The organism is Rhodococcus sp. NPDC019050, assembly GCF_055664235.1.
Genome location: NZ_JBVOON010000003.1, coordinates 91470 through 112957, shown reverse-complemented (window position 1 = coordinate 112957; position 21488 = coordinate 91470). Strand labels below are relative to the sequence as shown.

At 68.8% G+C, this 21488-nt stretch carries 7 protein-coding genes; 6 read left to right on the top strand and 1 reads right to left on the bottom strand.

What is annotated here, in order from left to right; translation table 11 throughout:
- The first annotated feature begins 147 nt into the window (after positions 1-147).
- From AC0B44_RS05085 to AC0B44_RS05060, 6 genes are all read left to right on the top strand, one after another.
- Complete coding sequence (locus AC0B44_RS05085) at positions 148-7923, top strand: amino acid adenylation domain-containing protein (RefSeq protein WP_471902062.1); 7776 nt, start codon at positions 148-150, stop codon at positions 7921-7923.
- Positions 7924-8015: 92 nt separating this feature from the next.
- On the top strand, positions 8016-9035 hold the full coding sequence (locus tag AC0B44_RS05080) for an ABC transporter substrate-binding protein (protein ID WP_471901840.1): 1020 nt from the start codon (positions 8016-8018) through the stop codon (positions 9033-9035).
- A 114-nt stretch (positions 9036-9149) separates the two neighbouring features.
- The gene (locus tag AC0B44_RS05075) at positions 9150-18407 is read left to right on the top strand and encodes an amino acid adenylation domain-containing protein (protein WP_471901839.1); all 9258 of its coding nucleotides are present in this window, start codon (positions 9150-9152) and stop codon (positions 18405-18407) included.
- Positions 18408-18459: 52 nt separating this feature from the next.
- On the top strand, positions 18460-18681 hold the full coding sequence (locus tag AC0B44_RS05070; RefSeq protein WP_471901838.1) for a phosphopantetheine-binding protein: 222 nt from the start codon (positions 18460-18462) through the stop codon (positions 18679-18681).
- 10 nt (positions 18682-18691) lie between these two features.
- Complete coding sequence (gene entS, locus AC0B44_RS05065) at positions 18692-19942, top strand: enterobactin transporter EntS (RefSeq protein WP_471901837.1); 1251 nt, start codon at positions 18692-18694, stop codon at positions 19940-19942.
- A 97-nt stretch (positions 19943-20039) separates the two neighbouring features.
- The gene (locus tag AC0B44_RS05060) at positions 20040-20963 is read left to right on the top strand and encodes a DUF5996 family protein (RefSeq protein ID WP_471901836.1); all 924 of its coding nucleotides are present in this window, start codon (positions 20040-20042) and stop codon (positions 20961-20963) included.
- A 51-nt stretch (positions 20964-21014) separates the two neighbouring features.
- Here AC0B44_RS05060 and AC0B44_RS05055 read toward each other — a convergent pair whose 3' ends face one another.
- Entirely contained in the window at positions 21015-21422 is a 408-nt protein-coding gene (locus AC0B44_RS05055) for a hypothetical protein (RefSeq protein ID WP_471901835.1), read from the bottom strand.
- Positions 21423-21488: the final 66 nt, after the last annotated feature.

Sequence of the window (21488 nt, the reverse complement as noted above, 5' to 3'; positions counted from 1 at the left end):
GCGGATCGAGTGCAGGCTGCACAAGATCGTCTCAGCAACATATACGGTTAGCCTTACCTTTGGTACTGTTCCGAATCGCCGAGAGTTGCGCAACCCGGGTGTTCTGCTCGCGCCCAAGAGTTTTCGAATGCAGAAAAGGGGATGACAGTGCCCACGTCCAGGCCGTCGACCACGGGATTGGCGCTCACGCGCGCCCAGACGGGCGTATGGTTCGCTCAGCAACTGACCCCCGACAACCCGATTTTCAACACGTCCGAATGCATCGAACTGCGCGGAACGGTCGATACGGACGCCCTGGTCGCGGCAGTGCGCGCCGCAGCCGACGAGTGCGAGGCGCTCGTCGCCTCCTTCGAAGTGCAGCACGACGGTACGGTCGTTCAGTTCCCCGGGCGAAGACGGCTGGACGAGCCTCCCGTGGTGGATCTGCGCGATACGCCCGACGCGTGGGCCGCTGCCGAGGAGTGGATGGCGAACGACCTGGCACGCGCGATCGATCCGGTCGTCGACCTGTGTGTCCGAGCCGCGGTTCTACGCCTCGCGGACGACCGTGTCGTCCTGTACGTGTGCGGCCATCACCTCGTCTTCGACGCCTTCGGGTTCTCGCTCTTCAACCGCCGTATCGGTGAGCACTACACCGCGCTCGTCACGGGCACCGAAACCTCTGCGCACCGCTTCGCCCCCGTCGAACCGGTGGTGCGCGAAGAACAGAGCTACCGCGAGTCGGACGCCTTCGCCGACGACCGTGCGTTCTGGGCCGACTATCTCGCAGACGTCGAGGAAGCGGTCGCCTTGCAACCCGGTGCGAGCGGAATCGCCAGGCGTTCCCGTGCTGCCCGGTTCACGCTCGGCGCACGCCGGCAGAACGCGCTCGCCGCACTCGGCAAATCCGCCCGCGGAAGCTGGGGCGACGCGGTGACAGCGCTGGTGGCGGCGTATCTCCGTGGGGTGACGGGACGGGAAGACATCACCCTCGGGTTCCCGGTGATGAACAGGCTCGGATCTGCCGCACTGAACGTACCGATGACCGCGGTCAACGTCGTGCCGCTGCGGCTGCGGCCGGTCGCACGGGACACCCTGTCCGAACTCGTCGCGCAGGTCCGCGATTCGGTCGCCCTGTGCCGCAAGCACTACCGCTACCGCGGTGAGGACATCCAGCGCGACCTGCGGTTGCCCGCCGGATCGCGCGGGGTGATCGGTCCGTCCGTCAACGTGAAACCGTTCGGCGACCGGTTCCGGTTCGCCGACATCAGCGCGGCTGTGCACTCGGTTGCTCGCGGCCCGTTCCAGGACTTCATGATCACGGTGCGGCCACTCGACGCGAGCGCCGGACTCGAAGTCTTCGTCGACGTCGATGCCGACATCTACGACGACGATGCACTGCGGATCCACGTCGCGCGGCTCGAGCAGTTGTTCGATGCCGTGAGCACCCTCGACGCAGCGACGTCACTCGCACAACTCCCGATCCTCACTTCCGCCGAGCGGAATCGGATCCTCCAGCACTGGAGCGCATCTCCGGACGTGCCGGTAGAGCCGGGCCTGACTCTCGTCGATCTGCTGCACCGGCAGGCCGACACGACGCCCGACGTGGCGGCGGTCGCGGACGCCGACACCACCCTGACCTACGCGGAACTGCGCGCGCGGGCGAACCGCCTCGCGCGTTATCTCGTCGCCGAGGGTCTCGGCGACGCCACCGAACCGAGGATCGCGATCGCACTGCCCCGCACGGTCGAGGCCGTGGTTGCGATCTTCGCGATCCTCGAGACGGGCGCGGCGTACGTTCCGCTCGATATCGATCAGCCACTCGAACGCCTCGCGCACGTGCTGGCCGACGCCGCGCCCGCGTACGTGCTGACCTCACCCACCACCGACGGGCGAGTTGCGGACGCCGCCGCCACCACGCGCCGGATCCGGCTCGACGAAATCGACTTCGACGGCACAGGGGAGTCGGTCCTGTCGCCCGTGGGACGGCCCGCCCCGACGCCCGACTCGGTCGCATACGTCATCTACACCTCCGGATCGACGGGCCGGCCCAAGGGTGTGGTCGCTCCGCACCGTGGTCTGGTCAACCTCCTGCACAGTCACCGCGAACAGGTGTTCACACGTGCGGCACACGAAGCCGGCCACGAGCACCTCGATCTCGGACTCGCCTGGTCGCTCGCGTTCGACGCCTCGGTGCAGCCACTGTTGTGGATGCTCGCCGGTCACACCCTCCACATCGTCGACGAACTCGCGCAACGCGATCCGGCGCTCTTGACCGAACAGGCCCTCCGCGAGCGCTGGGACTTCGTGGAACTCTCTCCCGCCCAACTCGACCAGGTGGTCGAGGACGGGATGCTCCCCGAGAACGCCGTCTCCACCCTCGGTTTCGGAGGCGACGCAGCAACCGGCCGGCTGTGGGAGAACCTGCGTGCTCGCCGGGGCGCGGCGTTCAACTTCTACGGGCCCACCGAATGCAGCGTCGATGCGCTCGTCGCCGAAGTTCACGACAGCGACACACCGGTCGTGGGCCGCCCGGTGGCGAACCTCCGTGCCTACGTCCTCGATTCGGGTCTGGCGCCGGTGCCTTCGGGAGCCGAGGGTGAGCTGTACCTGTCCGGCCCGGGGGTCGTTCGTGGCTACCTCGACGCTCCTTCCCTCACCGCCACCCGCTTCGTCGCGAACCCGTTCGCCGGCGACTCGGGCGATCCCGCTCACGCACGGCTCTACCGCACCGGCGATCGCGTGATGTGGACTCCGGACGGGCAGATCGTCTATCGCGGACGCGTCGACAACCAGGTCAAGGTGCGTGGGTTCCGTATCGAACTGGGGGAGGTCGACGCGGCGCTGCTGCGCCTGCCCGGAGTGGCGCGCGCGGTCTCGGCGATCCACACGGACGGGGCGGGCACCGCACAACTGGTGGGCTACCTCGTCGGCGATGCGCTCGACCCCGTGGCGGCACGGACACAACTGACCGAGTGGCTGCCGGCAGCGATGGTGCCGGCCGCTCTCGTCGTACTCTGTGAACTGCCACTGACCTCCAACGGGAAGCTGGACCGGAAAGCCCTTCCGGCACCGGATTTCGGTGCTCTCGTATCGTCACGCACTCCCGCGACCGACCTCGAACGTCGCCTGTGTGAGTTGTTCTCCGACATCCTGGGGCTCGAGACGGTGGGTGTCGACGACGACTTCTTCGCGCTCGGCGGACATTCGCTGTCTGCGGCGAAGCTCCTCGCCCGCGTGCGCGACAGCATCGGGGTGGAACTGCCGCTCCGCGAGGTGTTCGACCACCCGACCGTCGGCGGACTCGCCGTGCGGTGCGAGAACGCGGGCGTCGCGGCCGGACCTACGCGTCCACCGCTGGTCGCGCGTAACCACGGTGACCTCGTACCGTTGTCGTTCGCGCAGCAGCGCCTCTGGTTCCTCTTCCGTATGGAAGGGCCCAGCCCGACCTACAACGTTCCGCTGACGGTGCGGTTGCACGGTGACGTCGATTCCGCCGCGATGCGCCGTGCCGTTGCCGACGTCCTGGCCCGCCACGAGAGTCTGCGCACCGTGCTCACCGAAGGGGACGGTGCCGGGATGCAGCGGGTGCTCGGAGCCGTCGAGAGTCCGTTCGAGGTCGTGGAGACGACACCCGATGCGGTGGACGAGCAGGTGCGGTCGGCGGCGCGTTACGCCTTCGACCTCGAACACGAGATTCCCCTGCGGGTTCGGCTGTTCACGGTGACGTCGAACGAAAGCATCCTGTTGCTACTCGTGCACCACATCGCGAGCGACGAGTTGTCCACCCCGATTCTGCTGCGCGACCTCGGTACCTTCTACGCCGCCCACACCGGTGCTGACCGGGCGCAACCAGCGCCCCTTCCCGTCCAGTACACCGATTACGCGCTGTGGCAGCGTGAACTGCTCGGCGACCCGCGGGACGAGACAAGCCTCGCCGGGCGCCAACTCGACTTCTGGCGCAACGAACTCGCAGGGATTCCGGCGGAACTCGACCTGCCGACGGATCGGCCTCGCCCGGCCGTCGCCTCGTTCGCCGGTGGCGGTGTCGAACTGGAGATTCCGTCAGCGCTCGCCGCGGCAGTGCGGACCGCCGGACGCGACACCGGCGCGACGATGTTCATGATGGTCCATGCCGCGGTGGCGCTGGCGTTGTCACACAGCGGGGCAGGGGAGGACATCCCTATCGGTTCCCCCACCGCGGGACGTCCGGCGTCGGAACTCGACGACCTCGTGGGTTTCTTCGTCAACATGGTCGTCCTGCGCACCGATCTCTCCGGGGACCCGACCGTGCGGGAATTGCTTGCCCGTATCAAGAGTGCCGATATCGCCGCGTACGCCCACCAGGACGTATCCTTCGACCGAGTTGTCGAGGCGCTCGAACCCGAACGCAGCGCGGCCCGCCACCCGTTGTTCCAGGTGATGGCCCAGTATCGAAACCTTCCGGTGCCGAACGCATTCGAGGATCTCTCGCCCGAGGTCTCGCTCGTGCCCAACGACGCCGCGATGTTCGATCTGACCTTCGACGTGGTCGACACGCCGGACGGGTCCATGCGGGTCCGTGTCGAATACGCCCGGGACCTTTTCGACCACCACACCGCGGAAGCATTCGCCGCGCGGGTCGTGCGCGGGTTCGCCGCTCTCGCGGGCGACCCCGACCGTGCGTTGTCCCGGACCGACCTGCTCTCCGATGCCGAACGCTCCTGGCTCCGCGACGGACGGCCGGAACCGCAACCCGCACGACCGGAACCGGGACCGGAGACGCTCGTCGATCTGTTCGCCGCCACGGTCGCCGCGGCACCGGACCGGCAGGCCGTCGTCGCGGGTGGGAAGACCCTGACATTCGGTGAACTCGATGCGTGGTCCGACCGGATCGCGTGCGCGCTACTCGCCTGCGGTGTCGGACCCGAAACAGTGGTGGGTCTTCGGCTTCCGCGCGGAAGCGGGATCGTCGCGGCGATTCTCGGTGTGTGGAAGGCCGGCGGCGCCTACCTCGCCGTCGACCCCGACCACCCGGCCGAGCGCATCGACTACATGCTGCGCGATGCGGAGGTGGCCGTCGTACTCGACGAGCCTGCTCTGGCTCGGTGCGGTGCCGCGCGCACGGATCCGGTTCCGCTCCCCGAACTGCGCGGACAGGTCCGGGCGGACAACACCGCCTACGTGGTCTACACCTCCGGTTCCACCGGGACCCCGAAAGGCGTCGTCGTGCCCCAGCGCGGTGCGGTGAACCTGTGGGAGACAGTGCGTTCCCGCACCTACGGTGACCCCGAGGAGCGGCAGTTGCAGGTGCTGCTCAGTTACACCTTCGCGTTCGATTCGTCGGTCGACCAGTTGCTCGCGATGCTCGGCGGTCACACGGTGCACGTTCTCGCGGACGAAATGACCGCCGACGCCGAAGGCATCGTCGGGTACGTCCGCGACCACCGGATCGACGCACTGGACTGCGCGCCGGTCCTGATGACGCAACTCGTCGCGGAGGGTCTCCTCGATCAGGCTGCCGAGCACCGCCCGTCGGTGCTCGCCGTGGGCGGCGAGGCGGTCCCCGCCGAGTTGTGGGCGGATCTCGCGTCCACACCCGGACTGCGCGCGCTGAACATCTACGGCCCCACGGAATGCACGGTCGACGCGACTGTCGCGCTGATGACACCGGACGTGGCCCCGCACATCGGGCAGCCTGTCGCCGGTGGTCGCGCCCACGTCCTCGACCGATATCTGCGTCCGGTGCCCCCGGGCGTGCCGGGAGAGTTGTACGTCGGCGGTCCGCACGTCACCCGCGGATATCTCGGCCGATACGGCCTGACTGCGGGCAGGTTCGTCGCGGATCCCTTCGGCGCACCGGGAAGCCGGCTCTACCGCACCGGCGACACGGTGCGGTGGACCTCCCGCGCACCCCATCGGCTCGAATACCTCGGACGCAACGACGATCAGGTCAAGATCCGCGGGTTCCGGGTCGAACTCGGTGAGATCGAGACCGTGCTCGCGGGTCATCCGGCTGTGTCGGCGGCCGCGGTGGTCGCCCGCGAGGGCGAACCCGGCCGCCGCCGTCTCGTCGGCTATGTGGTGCCGGGAAGTGCACTGCCGGAAACGGCGCAGGTGGACGGCGACTCCGTGCGAGCGTATGCCGCCGAACACCTGCCCGGACACATGGTTCCTGCCGCGGTGGTGGTCCTCGGCGAGTTCCCCCTGACCGCCAACGGCAAGGTCGACCGGGCCGCGCTCCCGGCCCCGGTGTTCACGCCCACGGCTGCCGGACGACAGGCGGACAACGACATCGAACGACGGCTCTGTGACGTGGTGGCCGGGGTGCTCGGACTCGAGACGGTGGGCGTCGACGACGACTTCTTCTCGCTCGGTGGCGATTCGATCGTGTCGATCCAGTTGGTGTCCAAGGCGCGTGCGGCAGGCCTGCGGTTCACGGCCCGGCATGTGTTCGAACACCGGACCGTCGCGGGTCTCGCGCGGGTCGCCGAACCGGATGCGGGCCGGCCGGAAACCGATCCGGCCGCGGGAACCGGAAGCGTTCCGGCGACGCCGATCGTTCACGACATGCTCGACCGCGGCGGGCCGTACGCCAGGTACGCGCAGTCGCGACTGTTGCTGGCCCCCGAAGCGCTGACGCTCGAGGTGCTGACCGACGCCGTGCAGTCGGTCCTCGACGTGCACGACGCGCTGCGTTCGGTCTTCGACTCCGCGGCCCGCACCCTCGAGATCCTGCCGGTGGGAGCGGTCCGGGGCGCCGGCGTGGTGACCCGCATCGACATCTCGGGACTCGACGACCCGTCCGCCGTGATCGTCGCGGCCACCGAGGACGCCTATGCGGCACTGGATCCGCAGTCCGGCGAACTCGTCCGGGTGGTGTTCTTCGACGCCGGACCCGGCGCACAGGGCCGGGTGCTGCTCGCGGTGCACCACCTGGTGGTCGACGGCGTGTCGTGGCGGATTCTGGTTCCCGACCTCGCCGAGGCAGTCGCCGGGACCACGCCGGTCCGGACCGGTACTCCGCTGCGGTTCTGGGCTCGTGGGCTGCTCGACACCGCGCCGGCGCGTCGCGCCGAACTACCGTTGTGGAGTCGGATCACGTCGTCGGACGGTCGTGTCCGGATCGGCTCGCGCGCTGTGGATCCCGCCCGCGACACGATGTCGGCCACGGCGCAGGCACACGTCGAAGTGCCGGTGGCGGTGACCGAAGCACTGCTCACGACGGTGCCCGAACAGTTCCACGCCGGTGTCGACGACGTACTGCTCGCGGCTCTCGCACTCGCGGTGTCCCGGGTCTGCGGCGCCGGTGCGGTCGCGGTGGACCTCGAAGGGCACGGGCGGGAGGAGCAGGTGGTGCCGGGCGCCGACCTCTCGCGCACCGTCGGATGGTTCACGAGTCTGTACCCGGTACGGCTGGACGTGGCGGGCACGGATCTCGATGTGGCATTCGAAGGTGGACGGGAAGCGGGCGAAGCCCTCAAACAGGTCAAGGAACAACTGCGCGAAATTCCCGACAACGGAATCGGTTTCGGGATTCTCCGACACCTCGACGACGAAGGTTGCCGCGTCCTGGCGTCGGCGTCGGCCCCGGAGATCGGGTTCAACTACCTGGGCAGGCTGACTCTCGGTGAAGCGCAGGGCCGCCCGTGGTCGAGCGCACCGGAATCGTCTGCGCTGGGCGGCGCCACCGAGGCGGACATGCCGGTGAACCACGCGCTCGAGATCGGCGTGTTCACGGACGAGACGGCGGAAGGGCCGATGCTCCGAGGCACTTTCGGATACAGCCCGGCGCTGGTACACGAGCAGGTGGTGGCAGACCTCGTGGACACGTGGGTGCAGGCGCTGGGGGCGTTGGCCCGGCATTCGTCGACGGGGGAGGCCGGCGGCTTCACACCGTCCGATCTGACCCTCGCCGGGCTCGATCAGTCGGAGATCGACGAGTTCGCCCTGGAATTCGGATGATCGACACTCTTGGCGTAGGTGAGTATTTCGGTTAGCCTAACCAATCGTGACCGGGGGTACATCCCGGCGTAAAGACATGTGGGAGAAACGTGATGCAGGTTCTTGAACGTAGCCGGGCGCGTAGCGTCGCGGTTCTCGGTGCAGCCGCGCTGCTCACCGCCGGCCTGGTGGGTTGCTCGAGCGACAGCGGCGACACCTCGGAAGGCACGGAGGCCGCGGCGACCCGGACGTTCGAAGCGCAGAACGGAGCTATCGAGATCCCGGCCGACCCGCAGCGCATCGTCGCGTGTGGATATGCCGCCTTCCCGCTCATCCAGTCGGGGGCCAACCTGGCGGCGGTGTGCGAATGGACCCGCGAGATCGACAGCATGGACGACGAGACCCTCGCCGCATACGAGGCGCTGCCGAAGGTCGCACCCGACGGCGCGGCGAGCGAACTGAACTACGAGGCCATCACCGCCGCCGCGCCCGACCTCATCATCATGGGCGTTCCCGCCCGCGTGCAGTCGCAGGTGGACATGGCCAAGCTCGAGGCGCTCGCGCCTGTCGTCTTCCTCGGACCCACCAACCCGGGTGACTGGCGGGACCTCGGCGAGCAGTACGCCGACGCCGCCAACGTCTCCGACACCTACGGGGACTCCAAGGCGCAGTACGAAGCTCGTGCCTCGGAGATCGCCGACAAGTACGCCGACACGCTCGGCAGCCTGAACTTCGCCGGCCTGTGCAGCACCTGCGGCACCGAGCCGGGAGAGTTCTTCCGCGAGTACAAGTCCTCCTACACCACCAACCTGTTCGACGACCTCGGCTTCACCTTCCCCGGTGAGCCCGTCGATCCCGCGGATGTGCACGGCGAATACGTCTCGCTCGAGCAGTTGCCGCAGAACCTCGCCGACGCCGACGTGATCGTCTACGGCCTCGAAGCGGACGGCTCGGTCTCCGCCGAACTGCAGGAAGTCTTCGATTCGCCGCTGTGGCAGAACCTTCCCGCCGTCAAGGCCGGAAACCTCGTCGGTGTCCGCCACGCCAACGCCGCTACCTACGAAACCGCTTTGCTGGCACTCGATTCCATCGACCAAGCACTCGAAAAGCTGCCTGCGAGCCAGAAGCAGTAACAACCGTCGCGGTCGATCACCGCGGCTGCCACCGACCGAACGGCCCCCGACGTCCCCGACTCGGGGGCCGTGCTCGTCGTGTCCGAAAAGCCCGTCCCCGCCCGGAAAGCAGCCATGACTCGCTCCACTGCGCTCGAAGACATCGTCCCGCTCTCTCCGTTGCAGCAGGGCCTGCTCTACCTGAGCACGGTCGCCGCTCCCGACGCGTCGGCGCACGATGCCGCCACCGAACCGGACGCGTACACCGTTCAGTCGGTTCTGCATCTGTCGGGTGCGGTGGACGAGGAGCGCATGCGCACGGCGGCGCAGGCGTTGCTCGACCGGCACGCCTCGTTGCGGACCTGCTTTCGGCCACGCAAGGACGGGCGCACCGCCGGGCTCGTGGTGCGTGGTGTCGAAGCACCCTGGAACAGTGTCGATCTGACGGGGACGCCGCTGCCGGAGGCGCAGCGACGGCTGCAGGACCTGGTCGACGCCGACCTCCGCACGTGGTTCGACCTCACCCAGCCGCCCCTGGTGCGATGGCACTTCGTGAGATTCGGCGCCGAGGACGTCCGGTTGCTGCTCACCACGCACCACATCGTCGTCGACGGGTGGTCCACACCGATCATGGTGCGGGAACTGCTCGAGCTGTATGCGGCAGGCGCAGACGACGCGCGCACCGGCACCCCGCTCGCCTCGGTCCGGCCCTACCGCGACTACCTGGCGTGGCTCGAACGCCAGGATCGCGATGCCGCCCGCGAGTTGTGGCACGAAACCCTCGCGGACCTGGCCGAACCGAGCCTGGTGGCTCCGCCGGGTTCCACCCGCACCGCAGAGCCGTGCGACGACCTGACCGTCCCCGTGCCCGCAGGTCTCGCAGATCGGGTCGCGGCGCTGACCCGGACAGCGGGGGTCACGTTCAACACGGTCCTCCAGACCGCGTGGGCAATGCTCCTCGGCGACCTGCTCGGACGCGACGACATCGTCTTCGGCGCGACCGTCTCGGGCCGCCCGCCGGAACTTCCCGGTGTCGAATCCATGGTGGGATTGTTCATCAACACCGTGCCCGTTCGCGTTCGTCTCGATCCGCGCGCCACGGTTACCGACCTGTTGCGACAGGTCCAGCTCGACCAGTCGAGGACCGTCGACCACCAGTACCTCGGACTCGCGGACATCCAGCGCGACAAGGGGATCGGTGAACTCTTCGACACCCTGACCATCTTCGAGAGTTATCCCGTCGACCGCGACGCGCTCGAGCGCGCGCAACGGGCCGGTGGCATCTCCGTGGACGGCGTCGAAGCGCACGACGCCACCAACTATCCGCTCGTCCTCACCGCCGGTCTCGCCGACGACCTCGTCGTCGAGCTCGACTACCGGCCGTCGCTGTTCACCGTGGGCGACGCTGCCGCTCTCGGTACCCGGCTCGTCGCGATCCTCGAGGCTCTCGCGTCCGGCGCGAACGTCCCTGTCGCTCGGCTCGACGTGTTGCCCGAACGCGACCGGCAGCGCGTGCTCGGTTCCTGGTCCCAGGCACCCGCCGTCCCGTCGAGCGGAACCGTCGTCGATGTGCTCGCCGGGCAATTCGATTCGCGTCCCGACGCTCTCGCCCTCGTAGGCGACGACCAACGAATAACCTTCGGACGCTTGGGTACCGAGTCCGCGCGTCTCGCCCGCCTGCTCATCGCGCGTGGTGTGGGACCGGACGACCGTGTCGGCCTGGCCCTGCCGCGCACACCCGTCATGGTCGAGGCGATCACGGCGGTGTTCGCCGCCGGCGGTGCCTATCTGCCACTCGACCCCTCGTATCCCGCCGACCGCCTGAAGTACATGATCGCCGACGCCGCACCCACCGTCGTCGTCAGCACCACCGCGGTAGCGAAAGAACTCGGCGGCGTGCTCGACGGAACCGACGTGCTGCTGCTCGACGATCCCGACGTCGCCGAAGCGCGCGCCGCACTGCCGTCGCACCCCGTCACCGACGGTGACCGTTGTGCGGCGCTGCATGCGGGACACGCCGCATATGTCATCTACACCTCCGGATCCACGGGCGCGCCGAAGGGTGTCGTCGTCTCGCACGGAAATCTCGCGGATCTGGCTGCCGCGCAGAGAGATATCCTCATGGCGGCCGGGGTGCGCGCTCCACGGAACGGACAGTGGCGGGTACTGCTGACCTACCCCTTCGCGTTCGACTCTGCCGTCGCCGCTCTCACCTGGCTGTTCGACGGGCACACTCTGTACCTGCCGTCGGACGAGCACCGAACCGACGTGTCCTACCTCGTCGATTACGTGCGCACGCACCGCATCGATCACGTCGACGCCGTGCCCGTACTCATGAGCCGACTGGTCGACGGTGGTCTCCTCGACCCCTCCCATCACCGGCCCGCCAAGGTCACCGTCGGCGGTGAATCCGTGAGCAGCCGACTGTGGCGCGAGCTCGCCACATCCGGCGTCGAGGCCTTCAACTGCTACGGCCCGACCGAATGCACCGTCGACGCCTCGTACGCCCGGATCTCCGGGGAGGGCGTCACCATCGGCGGACCGACGCCGGGCACCCGGCTGTACGTGCTCGATCGCTGGCTCCGGCCCACCGCTCCCGGAGTCGACGGGGAACTGTACGTCTCCGGAACCGGGGTCGCGCGCGGATATCTGGGCCGGCCCGGCCTCAGCGCCGACCGGTTCGTTGCCGACCCCTACGCGGGCGCCGGCGCCGGGCAACGCATGTACCGCACCGGTGACGTGGTGCGCTGGAACGAGACCGGAAACCTCGAGTACGTCGGACGCGACGACGACCAGGTCAAGATCCGCGGCTACCGCATCGAACCGGGTGAGATCGAAACCGCGGCGGTTGCTCATCCGCGCGTGCGGGCGGCCGTCGTCGTTCCCCACACCGACGAGCGAGCAGTCACCAGGCTGGTCGCCTACGTCGTGACCGAGGGTGCGCTCGACCCCCGTGACCTGCGCGCCGATCTCGGGACGCGCCTGCCCGAGTACATGGTTCCCGCCGCCGTGGTCGTTCTACCGGCCCTTCCGGTGACGGCGAACGGCAAGATCGACAGGAAAGCGCTTCCCGCACCCGATTTCGCGGCCCTCACCGGTTCGGGCGAGGCCACCACCGACCTGGAGAAGACGCTGTGCGGCGCGTTCGCCGACGTGCTCGGTCTCGAGCGCGTCGGAGTCGACGACGACTTCTTCGCGCTCGGCGGAGATTCCATCGTCTCGATCCAACTCGTGGCCCGCCTCCGGGCCGCGGACGTCGCGATCACTGCGCGTCAGGTCTTCGAACTGCGTACCGTCGCGGCGATCGCGGCGGCGCACGACACCACGCCCGCGGCAGAGGCGGATCGGGAGCGCTCTTCGGCTACCGGACAGGTCCCGCTCACGCCGATCGTCCACGACACTCTGGCGCACATGCCCGCCGATGCGCTGCGGCGTTTCACCCAGTCCCGGTTGCTGGTCGCGCCGCCCGGTCTGGCGACCGACGATCTCGTCGCGGGCGTGCGGGAATTGCTCACCACCCACCACATGCTGCGATCGCGTTTCCTCATCACGCCGCACGGTGGGGGCGGACCGGCCACATGGGTCGTGCCCGCCGACGTTCCCGACGCCGCCGCACTGGTCCGGCGTGTGGATGTGCGCGGACTCGACGCCGACGGGTGGCAGGCCGCATTCACAGCCGCTCAGGACTCTGCGCGCGACAGGATCGATCCGGCGGCCGGCGTGATGCTGCAACTCGTCTTCCTCGACGCCGGGCCCGAGGTTCCCGGGCGCGTGCTGGTCATCGCTCACCACCTGGTGGTCGACGGGGTGTCCTGGCGCATTGTGGTCCCCGACCTCGCAGACGCTGTGGACCGCGCCGGCAGGGGTGCAGGCGGTGCACTCGACGAACCTCGAACCTCGTTCCGCGACTGGGCAAACGGTCTCGTCGACGCGGTATCCTCCGAGCGGACAACGCAGTCCCGCGCGGTGTGGACGCGTGCGTCGGCCGGCACCGGCACCGAGACGACCGCGCTGGGCACGCGCCCACTCGACCCCGCGCACGACACGGTGGCGACGTCGGCGTCGGTCGAGGTGCAGGTGCCCGGCGACATCACCACCCGGATCCTCACCTCGGTTCCCGCAGCCTTCCGCACCGGGGTGGCGGACGTGCTGCTCACCGCGCTCGCCATGGCGGTGGCCTCGGTGCGTGGCGGGTCGGCGTTGCGCGTGCATCTGGAAGGGCACGGTCGCGAGGAGCAAATAGTGCCCGGCGCAGACCTGTCTCGCACGGTCGGCTGGTTCACCTCGATGTACCCGGTCGTGCTCGATCTCGGTGCGAACCCCCACAACGTGGCCCTGTGCCTCGCGCACGTCAAGGAATCGCTCAGAGCCATGCCGGACAACGGAATCGGATTCGGAATCCTGCGACACCTGTCCGGCGACGACGGCCGAACCGACTACCGGGTCCCCGAGGTTATGTTCAACTACCTCGGACGGATGACCCTCGGTGAGAGCGCGGCTGCGCCGTGGTCGGCCGCACCCGAAGCTGCCACACTCGGCGGCACCGTGGACCCGGCGACCCCGCTCGACCACGTGCTCGCCGTCGACGCGATCACCGACGACGGCGCGGACTGCCCGGTACTGTCGGCCGAATTCACCTACGCCACCGGCATCCTGGATGCCGCTACCGTCGAGCGGATCGCCCGCGCGTGGACGGATGCACTGGTCGCCCTGGCCCGCGTGGCGGACGAGCCCGGCGCGATCGCGCCGACCCCGTCCGACCTGACCGCGAACGGTCTGACGGTCGAGGAAACGGCCGAACTCGCCCGCACCGTAACCGGCGGACTCGAGGACGTCGTGCCGCTGACCCCGCTGCAGCGCGGCATGTACTTCCTGTCCCGGCTCGACGAAGACAGCGTCGACGTCTACACGATGCAGTCCGTCCTCGATCTCGACGGCATCGTCGACGTCGCGCTGCTGCGCCGCAGCATCGGGCGGCTCATCGAGCGGCACGCGGTACTGCGCACCGGTTTCCGCGTCTCCGAGACGGGCATCCCCGTCGGTGTTGTCGCCGCGAGCGTCGAGACCCCCTTCGAGGTGATCGACCTTTCCGCGGAGGAGGATCCACGCGGGCGCGTCCACACGCTCGTGGAGCAGGACCGCGTCGAGCGGTTCGTGGCCGAGACCGCTCCGCTCGTCCGATTCTGTCTCCTGCAACTGTCCGGTGGCCGGTCGCGTCTGGTGTTCACGGCGCACCATCTCATCCTCGACGGATGGTCGACGCCACTGCTCGTGCAGGAACTGTTCCAGATCTATGCCGCAGGGGGTGACGCGTCGGGTCTGCCGCGCGCGGTGCCGTTCACGGACTATCTGGCGTGGCTGGACCGCCAGGACGGTACCGCCGCGCTCGAGGTGTGGCGCGAGGCGCTGTCGGGCGTCGACGAGCCGACCCTCGTCGCGCCCGCAGGTTCGTCGATGTATGCCGAACTGCCCGCCGAAGTCACGATTCCCGTGCCCGACACGCTGTCCGAACGGATCGCCTCCGTCAGCCGCGCCCGCGGCGTCACGGTCAACACCGTGGTGCAGACGGCCTGGGGACTACTGCTGGCGTCGCTCACCGGACGGACGGACGTGGTGTTCGGTGCGATCGTCTCCGGGCGGGTGCCGGATGTCCCCGGCGTCGAGTCCATGATCGGGTTGTTCATCAACACCGTCCCGGTGCGCGTGCGGACCGGTGCGCACGAATCGGTCGCGGAGTTGCTGTCGCGCACCCAGAGCGAGCAGAACCGGCTGATGGATCACCAGTACGTCGGTCTCGCCGACGTACAGCGTGCCGCCGGAGTGGGCGAACTGTTCGACACGCTGCTGGTGTTCGAAAACTACCCGGTGGACCGGGACGCACTCGATCGCGCCCAGCGCGACAGCGGAGTCCGGGTGTCCGCGATGAACGGTACGGACGCGACCAACTTCCCGCTGGTCCTCGTCGCGGGATTGCAGGACACCCTGCGCCTGGTGCTCGAATACCAGCCCGCGGTCTTCGGCGAACGCCAGGCCGCAACGGTGGGGGAACGTCTCGTACGGATTCTCGACCAGCTCGTCGCGGACCGGCCGGTACCCGTCGCGCACCTCGATGTGCTCACCGCCGCGGAACGGCGCGACATGCTCGCGCGGTCGGAAACCGCCCACGCACCGCGGTCGGGAGCCACGACCGTCGCCGGCCTGCTCGACACACAAATCGCCCGCACTCCCGAGACAGCAGCGGTCGTCTCGGGTGCCGTGACGTTGTCGTTCGCCGAACTCGGGGATCGCTCCGCACGACTCGCGCGCCTGCTGATCGGTGCGGGAGTGGCGCCCGAGACGGTCGTGGGGTTGGCGCTGCCCAGGTCCGAACACATGATCGTGGCCATCGCCGCAGCCATCCGGTCGGGCGGGGTCTACGTGCCCATGGATCCGTCGTACCCCGCAGATCGTCTGGCGCACATGATCTCCGACTCCGGTCCACGCGTCATCGTGACGGTCGCGGCGGTCGCCGAGCAGATCGCGGCGGTCGCCGGCAACACCCCCGTGGTCATTCTCGACGACCCCGCGACCCGGAGCGCGCTCGCGTCGCTACCCGCCACGGCAGTGACCGATGCGGACCGTCTCGCGGTGCTGCGACCGGACAACGGGGTGTACGTCATCTACACCTCGGGATCCACCGGGCTGCCCAAGGGCGTCGCCGTGACGCATGCCAACCTGCTCAACCTGTTCGACAGCCACCGCGCCGACCTGTACCTGCCCACGGTCGCGGCGTCACAGCGTGAGGTCGTCGGTGTCGGCCACGCGTGGTCGTTCGGTTTCGACGCTTCGTGGCAGCCGACGCTCTGGATGTTCGACGGCCACACCGTGCACGTGTTCGACGAGGACACGATGCGCGATCCGGAACGGATGGTCGAGTACACGATCGAGCATCGCCTCGACTTCCTCGAGGTCACGCCGTCGTTCCTCGACCGGATGCTCGCCGCAGGCCTCTACGACCATCCGCACCGGCCTGCCACGGTCGGATTCGGCGGCGAAGCGGTCAAGCCCGCGTCGTGGCGCCGGCTCCGGGAACTCACCGACGGGCGCGCGTTCAACCTGTATGGGCCGACCGAATGCACCGTCGATTCGCTCGTCGGGAAGGTCACCGATGCCGACACCCCGTGTCTCGGCAGTGCGGTGCACGGCGGCGGCGCGTACGTCCTCGACTCGATGCTCAGGCCCGTCCCGCCTGGTGTCGCCGGTGAGCTGTACATCTCCGGTGACGGTGTCGCTCGCGGTTATCTCGGCCGCCCCGATCTGACTTGCACCCGGTTCCTCCCGAACCCCTTCGGCGGCAGCGGTTCCCGCATGTATCGCACCGGTGACGTCGTCAGGCGCGTGGCAGGGGCGGACGGGAACACCGTGCTGGAGTTCCTCGGACGCGGCGACGACCAGGTCAAGATCCGGGGTTTCCGCGTCGAACTCGGCGAGGTCGAGGCAGCGCTGGCCGCGGTGCACGGTGTCCGCGACGCGGTCGTCGTGGCGCACACCGACACCCGCGGCGTCGCTCGGCTCGTCGGCTACGTGACACCCGACGGTGACGTCGACCCGGTGGCAGTCCGGGCGGTCACCGCCAAAACATTGCCCGACTACATGGTCCCCGCGGTCGTCGTGGTGGTCGACCGCTTCCCGTCGACGGTGAACGGCAAGGTGGACCGGAAGGCGCTGCCCGAACCCGATTTCGCGGCGCTCGTCGGGTCACGCGAACCGAACACTCCCGCCGAAGCTGCGCTGGCCGCAGTGGTCGCCGACGTGCTGGGGCTCGACAGAGTGGGCGCCGACGACGACTTCTTCTCCCTCGGTGGAGACTCCATCGTGTCCATGCAACTCGTCTCCAAGGCGCGTGCCGCCGGGGTACGCATCACCACCCGCCAGGTTTTCGAACTCCGCACCGTGGCCGATCTCGCGGCAGCCGCCGAGACCACCGGCCCGGCGTCCGAGCGAGTCTTCGGCGCCGGTGAGGAGACGGGTGATGTGCCGCTCGTCCCGATCGTGTGGGAGGCCCTCGGCTGGGGAGGCAACCTGAACCGCTTCTCCCAAGCGCGGTTGCTCGTCGCACCGGTCGGGCTGGCCCTGCCCGCGCTGCAGACCGCGGTGCGGGCGCTGCTCGCCGCACATCCGATGCTGCGATCCCGGTTCGTCACCGGCGCGGTCGTCACCCCCGGTACCGGCGCGGCCTGGACGGTTCCGGGCGACAGCGACTCCGAGATCCCGCCTGTCGATGCTCTGGTCCGGCGGGTCGATGCCACCTGTCTCGGTGACGCGGGCGCCGACGACGAGCGGTGGCAGGAACTCTTCGCCGCCGAACGGGAACGGGTCTACTCCGCGCTCGATCCGGCTAACGGGATCATGCTCCAGGTCGTCTGGTTCGATTTCGGGCCGAGCCGCCCGGGCCGCGTCCTCGTCGCCGTGCACCACCTCGTCGTCGACGGTGTGTCGTGGCGGATCCTGGTGCCGGACCTCGCGGACGCAGTCGAACAGGCCTCGCGCGGTGGCGGTGTCCTGCTCGGTGCCGCCGGCACCCCGTTCCGCGCCTGGGCCGCAGGTCTTGCCGAGGCGTCACGGTCGGAACGGATCGTCGCATCGTGGTCGGCTTGGGAACCGGCGCTGACGGCGTCCGAACCACCCCTGGGCAACCGGGTTCTCGATCCTGCCGTCGACACGGTCTCGGCCCTTCGCTCGACCCACGTGCGCATACCTGTCGCGGTGACGAAGCGGGTCCTCGCAGGTGAGTCGATCAACGACACGCTGCTCGGCGCCCTCGCCCTCGCCGTCGCGTCGGTGCGCGGCGGCGACACCGTGCGGGTGGAACTCGAAGGGCACGGACGGGAGGAAGAGGTGGTGCCGGGTGCCGACATCTCTCGCACCGTCGGATGGTTCACGTCGATGTTCCCGATCGCGTTCGACCTCACGGGCATCGACGTCGACGACGCGCTCACCGGCGGGCCGACGGCAGCCGAGGCTCTCGCCCGCGCCCGCCGCGCGATGCGGTCCCTGCCCGACAACGGGATCGGATTCGGCCTGTTGCAACGCCTCAACCCGGATTTCGCCGATCTGTTCAGCGGGTATCGCCGCCCCGACGTGGTGTTCAACTACCTCGGCCGGATGACGCTCGGCGAGGAGACCGGAGCGCCGTGGGCGGGTGCGCCCGAAGCACCGGCACTCGGCGGGTCCGTGGATCCGTCGACTCCGCTCGACCACGTCCTGCAGGTCGATGCGATCACCGAGGACACCGAGGACGGACCCGTCCTCGACTGTGAATTCGCCGCGGCCGCCGGGGTTGTCGACGCCGACCTGCTCGAGATGCTGGCTGCGCGCTGGGCGCAGGCACTGGCGGCACTGACCGACCACTGATCCCCGACCGGCGCGGACAACGCCCGTACCAGCCAGTAGAAGGAGAAAGAACATGATCGACCGCACGACGATCCTCGCCGACACCGCCCGCATTCTCGAAGTGGAACCGGACGAGCTGGACCCGACGGTGAACCTGGTGGACCAGGGACTCGACTCGGTGCGCCTGATGGCTCTGGTCGAACAGTGGCGCAGCGCCGGTGCCGACGTCGACTTCGTGTCGCTCGCCTCCGAACCCGATCTCGAGCAGTGGTGCGTGCTGCTCGGCGGACAGTGAGCCGAACGCCGTGGCGCTCCTCGACAAACTGATCATCGATATCGATCCCATCCGGACGAGCCGCGAATTCCGGTATCTGTTCACGGCGCGAGCGGTTTCGCTGCTCGGGCTCGGATTCCTCATCGTCGCTGTTCCGGTGCAGGTCTACCAGCTGACCGGTTCCACGACGCAGGTCGCGGCAGTGACGGCGGTCCTCGGGATCACCACGTTCGCCGCGACTTTCGTCGGCGGTGTCCTCGCCGACAGGTTCGATCGGCGGAACGTGATCGCCCTTGCGCGCGGAACCGCAGCGGTCGCGTTCGCGTTGCTCGCGATCAACGCCTACCTGCCCGAACCGCAGATGTGGGCGATCTACGTCATTTCCGTCGTCGACGGGGTCGCGGGCGGGATCTCGGCGACTGCGCTGATGGCCGTCACCCCCAGCCTGGTGCCGCGCGACAAACTCGCCGCCGCAGGGGCACTCATGGCCCTGACGGCCGATCTCGGCTCGATGATCGGACCCGCACTGGGCGGTGTGGTCATCGCGGCCGGTGGCGTGGGGCTCGCGTACGCGCTCGCGGCCTTCACCACGGTCGTAACCACCTTCTGCATCACCCGGTTGCCGTCACTGCCACCGGCGTCGGTCGCCGAAGAGTCGCCGCTGCGGTCGATCGTCACGGGCTTCACGTACGCCTTCCACACTCGCGTGATCGGGCAGGTTCTCGTCGCCGGCTTCGCAGCGATGCTGCTCACCGGGTGGGCTGTGCTGCTTCCGGCATTCGCCGACGAGGTGCTCGGCGCGGGGCCGTCGGTGATCGGCCTGCTCTACGCCGCCCCCGCTGTCGGTGCGGTTCTCGGTTCGCTCACGAGCGGCTGGACGGGGTCGGTCCGGCGCTCCGGGCTGGTCGTCTTCGTGCTCATGGCGGTGTCGTCGGCTGGTCTCGCGGGTGCGGGCGCGACGAGCGTGACCGCGATCGTCCTGCTGGGTCTGGCGGCGTACGGATTCGGTGATTCGCTCGCCGACGTCGTCCGGTACGCGACGGTCCAGCGGAACACGGCCGACGAGTACCGCGGACGGATCGCGGGTGTCTGGTCGGCGCAGGTGACGGCGGGAACCTCGCTCGGTGCGCTCGCCGCGGGCGTGATCGCGTCGGTGGCACCGATCTCGGTGGCACTGCCCGTGTACGGCGCCGCGGGTGCCGTACTCGTGCTGGCGATGTACCTGACCATGCCGACACTGCGTCGCTTCGTCGACTCCGACCATCTCGAACAGGTGGCCTGACGGGCGTCCGAGTCGCCGTTGCCGTGGCCGATCCGCGCGACGGAGCCCGAGCGGCGGCGCGGCCGAGTAGGGTCGATTCCCAACCGCGGGAGGTGTCGTGAGCGAACCGGTAGTGATTCCCGATGAGGAGTGGCCGAGCCTGCGTGTGGCCGACTGGGCTGCGACTCGGGACACCCTGCACATGTGGCTGCAGATCGTCGGCAAGATCCGGCTCGCGCAGTCGCCGCCGATCAACCACTGGTGGCAGTCCACGCTGTACGTCACCCCGCGCGGACTGGGGACGTCGTCGATTCCTTACGGCGGCAGCGTCTTCGACCTCGAATTCGATTTCTACGAGCACAATTTGAACATCCGCTCGAGCGAGGGCGGCAGGAGCGTCGTTCCCCTCACGGCGCAGCCGGTGGCGGACTTCTACTCGCGGACCTTCGGTGCCCTCAAAGAGCTGGGCATCGAGATCCGGATCCACGGAACTCCCAACGAGGTCGATCCCGCGATCCCGTTCGCGCAGGACGACGAACACAGTGCGTACGACGCCGATGCTGCGCATCTGTTCTGGCGGCAGTTGCTCCGCGCCGACCGCGTCCTGCAGGAGTTCCGGGCGGATTATCTGGGGAAGGTCAGTCCTGTTCATTTCTTCTGGGGAGCAATGGATCTGGCTTGTACCCGGTTTTCGGGACGGCCCGCGCCGCCGCATCCCGGAGGTATTCCCAACTGTCCCGACCGGGTGATGACCGAGGCGTACTCGCACGAGCTGAGCAGCTGCGGATTCTGGCCGGGCGGCGGCGAGGAAGGCGCGTTCTACTCGTATGCGTACCCCGCGCCGGACGGCTACGCGGAGCACCCGGTGCGCCCGGATTCCGCGTACTACGCCGCGGAGTTGGGGGAGTTCGTGTTGCCGTACGAGGCGGTGCGTACCGCGACCGACCCCGACGCAGAAGTGCTGGCGTTCCTGCGCAGTACGTACGACGCCGCTGCCGACCTCGGACGCTGGGATCGCGTCCACCTCGAGCGGCCGCGGTAGCTGCTGCTCCGCACAGGACGGCAGGGTGGGGTTCAGCCGGCCGGCCGGAACTCAGTAGTGGGCATTGCGGACGCCGTGCGCCCACAGTTCGATGGCCGCGTAACCGTCGCCCACCCCTTGCGTATACGCCACCAGGGCACCGTAGAGGCGGCTGCCTTCGGCGGCCAGTTCGATGGTGCCCACCCAGTCGGCTGCGCGTGCCATCACATGCGCGGAGATGTCCGTGATGTCGCGCGTCGCGCCGGATACCGCGGTGAACGACTCGTCCGCGATCCGGAAGGTCTCGGTCACGCCCCGCCAGTAGTACTCGGCGTCCATCGCGGAACGCAGTGACTGATAGTCGGTCGTGTCCTGCATCGCCCTGGCATTCCGAAGCTGGCTCGCCGCATGCTCGGACGATCCCAGCGGGACGTATGTCATGTCGTCGACGGTCTCGTTGCCTGCACGTCTGGTCCTCACCGCAGAGATGGTGCCCGATCGCGCGGCAGAACGAAACATCCGGTCTGTAACGATCCGCGCGACCGG

Bases quoted from the DNA above. Each gene is read 5' to 3' on its own strand.
- AC0B44_RS05080 (WP_471901840.1), top strand. From the start codon at position 8,016: ATGCAGGTTCTTGAACGTAGCCGGGCGCGTAGCGTCGCGGTTCTCGGT.
- AC0B44_RS05075 (WP_471901839.1), top strand. From the start codon at position 9,150: ATGACTCGCTCCACTGCGCTCGAAGACATCGTCCCGCTCTCTCCGTTG.
- AC0B44_RS05070 (WP_471901838.1), top strand. From the start codon at position 18,460: ATGATCGACCGCACGACGATCCTCGCCGACACCGCCCGCATTCTCGAA.